The sequence below is a fragment of the Pseudoxanthomonas sp. LjRoot204_2 genome, from assembly GCF_056175765.1.
In genome coordinates this window covers 1-4145 of sequence record NZ_JBGFFG010000305.1, presented here as the reverse complement: position 1 = coordinate 4145, position 4145 = coordinate 1, and the positions used below count along the sequence as shown (strand labels likewise).

The window sequence follows — 4145 nt, the reverse complement described above, 5'->3', positions numbered from 1 at the left end:
GTTGTTCCACTTCGCCAGCGACACCTGAGAAGGCGCCATGGTGCCGGCATCCTTCAGGCGACCCAGTTGCAGCGACAGCAACTGCGCCAGGGTGATCCGGCGGGCCATCTCTGCCATCTTGATCTGTGCACTCTGGGTGGCCGCCACCGGGCGGTCGAACAGGATGCGTTCCTTGGTGTAGGCCAGCACTTCGTCGAGGCAGGCGATGGCGGCACCGATCGGGCCCCAGGTGATGCCGTAGCGCGCCTGGGTCAGGCAGCCCAGCGGGCCCTTCAGGCCTTTGACGTTGGGCAGGCGGCTGCTGTCGGGCACGCGCACGTTGTCGAAGAACAGCGCGCTGGTCACCGATGCGCGCAGGCTCATCTTGTGCTTGATCTCCTGCGCGGTGAACCCGGCCATGCCCTTCTCGAGCAGGAAGCCCTGGATCCCGTCGTCGGTCTGCGCCCAGAGGATCGCGATGTCGGCCAGGTTGCCGTTGGTGATCCACATCTTCGAGCCATTGATGACCCAATCGTCGCCATCGCGGCGCGCGTGGGTCTTCATGTTGGCCGGGTCGGAGCCGCCGTGGGGCTCGGTCAGGCCGAAGCACCCGATCACCTTGCCGGCCGCCATGTCCGGCAGCCAGCGCTCACGCTGTTCTTCGCTGCCGTAGGCGTAGATGGGATACATGCACAGCGAGGACTGCACGCTGACGAAGCTGCGGATACCGCTGTCGCCGCGCTCGAGTTCCTGGCAGATCAGGCCGTAGCTGACCGCGTTGAGGCCGGCGCAACCGTACTTTTCCGGCAGCGAGGAACCCAGCAGGCCGAGCTCGGCGATCTCCGGCACCAGTTCCTTCGGAAACCGGCCCTGGTCGAAGGCATCGCCGATGATCGGGCGCACGCGCTCGTCGGTGAAGCGGGCGACGGCGTCCTGGACGGCGCGCTCCTCTTCGCTCAGCAGGGAACGGACATCGAACAGGTCGTACGGGTTCAGGGCCATCGCGCTTCAACCGGCATATGAGGTATCCGGTGATTGTATGCGTTGGCCATCGGGGGCGGTAAGCGCCAGTCCGCACAGCAAAGGCCGGCGAAATGCCGGCCTTTGCGGGGTGCCACGTTGAAATGCAGGCCCGGTCCGGGCCGGATCGTCAGCCCTTGTCCGGGGCATCCACGCTGGCCGTCTGGGTCACCACCTGGCCGTCGATCACCGGCAGGCGATCGCCCGGCTTCTGGTCCAGGCGGATCGTCTTGTCCTGACCATCGAAACGGTAGGTGACGTCGTAGCCGATCACCTTGTCGGTGGTGCCGAGCGCAATACGGTTGCCCGGCTTGCTGTCCATGCGCATGGTGCCGGTGGAGCCATCAGGATTGCGGTACGTCACGTTGTAACCCGTCACCCGCGACGACTCCGACGTCGCGTTCTCGGTGTGGCACTGGCGCTCGGTGCGATTCACGACCCGGCCACCCACGTGGCGCTTGTCCACCTGGTTGCCGATCGCACCGCCCGCGACGGCACCCACGACGGTGGCCGCCTTCTTGCCGTTGCCRCCGCCKACYTGGTTGCCCAGCAGGCCACCGATCACCGCACCGGCCACCGTACCCCCCGCGTTGCCATCGCGTTCGGGCAGGCGCTCCTGCACGACCACGTCTTCGCACACCTCGCGCGGCGAACTGGTCGTGGAGGTCTCGCGCACCGCCTCGGTGCCGATCACCGTCGCATACAGCTTCTCGGAACTGGTGACCGGCTCCGACTTCACCACGGTGGCGTACTGCAACGTGCCCGTGGGGATCTGGTTGTCGATCATGGCCGCGTCATCCGTGACCAGCGTGCCATCGGCCGACGTCACCAGGCCGTCCTGGCCGGTCGGGCTCTTGTCGCCGCCCTTGAGGAATGCCGCCGTGGCGACACCGCCCACCAGCAATGCGCCGACGGCAACCAGAATCGTTGTGGTATTGCTCTTCATCGCTGCCTCCAAGTCGGGCTGCCCCGATTCACATTGGCCATCATTGCACCACTGGGAACCTGAACAAAGTACCGGTGAAGGCCCACGAAAACGAACGAAAAATGAACGCTTCCGCGACGTTCGGATCATGCTAGCGTGGCGTCCGTTGCACTCCGGAACGAGTCTCCTCCATGCCGAACCCGCTACTGCTGCCGTTGCTCGACTGGGCCCGCAAGCTGCGCTATCCGACCTTGTTCAAGATCACGGCTGCGCTCTTCGTCGTCACGCTGTTCCTGCCCGATCCCTTCCCGTTCGTGGACGAAATCCTCTTCGGCCTGGGCACCCTGTTGCTGGCGAACTGGAAACGGCGCAAGGAACCACCGCCCGCCATCGAGCCCACCCAGCGCTGACAGATGCTGGTCGACAGCCACAGCCATTTCGACGCGCCCGAGTTCGATGGCGATCGCGCCGCGGCGCTCGCGCGTGCGCGCAGCGCCGGGGTGACGCGCCAGATCGTTCCGGCGGTTGCCGCGTCGACCTGGCCGGGACTTCGTGACGTCTGCCTGCAGGACTCCGGTCTGTTCCCCGCCTATGGCTTGCATCCGATGTACCTCGCCGAGCATCGCCCGGAGCATCTAGACGCACTGTGGCAGTGGATCCAGCGCGAGCATCCGGTGGCGGTCGGCGAGTGCGGGCTGGACTTCTTCGTGGACGGTCTGGATGCCGACGCACAGCAGCAGTATTTCGATGGCCAACTGCGGGTGGCGCGCGAATTCGGCCTGCCGGTGATCGTGCATGCACGACGCGCGGTGGACGCCGTGATCGCAGCGATCAGGCGCGTGGGTGGACTGACCGGCGTCGTCCACAGCTTCTCCGGCAGCCCGGRGCAGGCGCGCCAGTTGTGGCGGATGGGTTTCCTGATCGGCCTGGGCGGACCCGTCACTTACGAGCGTGCGAACCGCCTGCGCGCACTGGCACGCACGATGCCGCTCGACTACCTGCTGCTGGAGACCGATGCGCCGGACCAGCCGGACGCCGGCATCCGCGGGCAACGCAACGAGCCCGAACGCCTGTCCGTAGTGCGCGACGTGATTGCCAGCCTGCGCGACATAGCGCCGGAGGACGTCGCTGCCGCGACCACGCGCAACGCCGAGCGCCTTTTCAAGCTGCCGGTGGCCTGACCGCCGTCTTCGCGGGCTTGGCCAGCAGTTCGAGCGCCTTGCCCACCATCGCGAACGCAAACGCACCGGTGATATGGGTGGCGGCCCCCAGCCCCACACCGCAATCCAGTTTCAGCGCCGCATCCGCCCCCAGCTGCGGGCGCAGGCCGCAGACGCTGCCGTCGGCCTGCGGATACTTGACGTTTTCGAGCGAGTACACGGCCTGCACCCCGAAGTAGCGGTCGCTGTTCTTGGGGAAATTGAACTCCGCGCGCAACTTCTTGCGCACCAGCGCCAGCAGCGCGTCGTGTTCGGTACGCGAAAGATCACGCAGGCGGATCTGGGTGGGATCGGTGCGACCGCCGGCGGAGCCGGACACCACGATCGGCAGCTTGCGGCGGCGGCACCAGGCGATCATTTCCACCTTGACCCGGAAACTGTCGCACGCATCGAGCACCAGGTCGAAGCCGCGATCCAGCAGCTCGCCCATGTTGCCGGACGTGAGGAACTGCGGCACGGCATCGATATCGATCAGGGGGTTGATCGCGCGGCACCGCTCGGCCATCGCCTCGGCCTTGTTGCGCCCGTAGTGCCCTTCGAGGGCCGGCAATTGGCGGTTGGTGTTGGATACGCAGATGTCGTCGGCATCAATCAATGTGAGATGACCCACACCGGAGCGCGCCAGTGCCTCCACCACCCACGAGCCCACGCCGCCCATGCCCACCACGGCGACGCGCGCCTGCGCATGGCGTTCTACGGTTCCCACGCCATAGAGGCGGTCGATGCCGGCGAACCGGTCCCGGAGTTCTTTCTTCATGGCGCCAGTGTAAGCCGTGGCGCAAACCGTGATGGCCGTCGTACCATCGCGGCGTCATCCACAAGGAGCCCGCCGCATGGCCAGCCAACCCGACACCAAGAAGCCCTCCGCCGCGTCGCGCTACCTCTTCCTCTTCCTGATCGGCCTGGTGGTGGGTGCTGTCTGTACGGTCATGGCGATGCGCGCGTTGCAGGCGCGGCAGGATCCATTCCCCCACAGCGTGATGCACGTGATGGCCAGGCAC

At 66.4% G+C, this 4145-nt stretch carries 5 protein-coding genes; 2 read left to right on the top strand and 3 right to left on the bottom strand.

The genetic code is table 11. The features are described from left to right. The coding region (locus AC04L7_RS13555) for an acyl-CoA dehydrogenase family protein (protein WP_475513198.1) at positions 1 to 981 on the bottom strand (981 nt) is incomplete at its 3' end. Between the two features lie 148 nt (positions 982 to 1129). After that, a complete protein-coding gene (locus AC04L7_RS13550; RefSeq protein ID WP_435999129.1) occupies positions 1130 to 1945 on the bottom strand; it encodes a glycine zipper 2TM domain-containing protein in 816 nt (271 codons plus the stop codon). A 170-nt stretch (positions 1946 to 2115) separates the two neighbouring features. Between AC04L7_RS13550 and AC04L7_RS13545 the strand changes: the two genes are divergently transcribed. Both AC04L7_RS13545 and AC04L7_RS13540 read left to right on the top strand, forming a co-directional pair. Further along, positions 2116 to 2334: a DUF6116 family protein gene (locus AC04L7_RS13545; protein WP_296282438.1), complete on the top strand. Its 219-nt coding sequence runs from the start codon at positions 2116 to 2118 to the stop codon at positions 2332 to 2334. 3 nt (positions 2335 to 2337) lie between these two features. Then, entirely contained in the window at positions 2338 to 3105 is a 768-nt protein-coding gene (locus tag AC04L7_RS13540; RefSeq protein ID WP_475513197.1) for a TatD family hydrolase, read from the top strand. Here the strand turns inward: AC04L7_RS13540 and AC04L7_RS13535 are convergent. Beyond that, complete coding sequence (locus AC04L7_RS13535) at positions 3086 to 3901, bottom strand: tRNA threonylcarbamoyladenosine dehydratase (RefSeq protein WP_435999134.1); 816 nt, start codon at positions 3899 to 3901, stop codon at positions 3086 to 3088. The genes AC04L7_RS13540 and AC04L7_RS13535 overlap by 20 nt on opposite strands. Between the last annotated feature and the right edge of the window lie 244 nt (positions 3902 to 4145).

What these genes read in the sequence shown, in the direction of transcription:
- AC04L7_RS13545 (WP_296282438.1), top strand. Translation starts at nt 2,116, where the DNA reads ATGCCGAACCCGCTACTGCTGCCGTTGCTCGACTGGGCCCGCAAGCTG.
- AC04L7_RS13535 (WP_435999134.1), bottom strand. Translation starts at nt 3,901, where the DNA reads ATGAAGAAAGAACTCCGGGACCGGTTCGCCGGCATCGACCGCCTCTAT.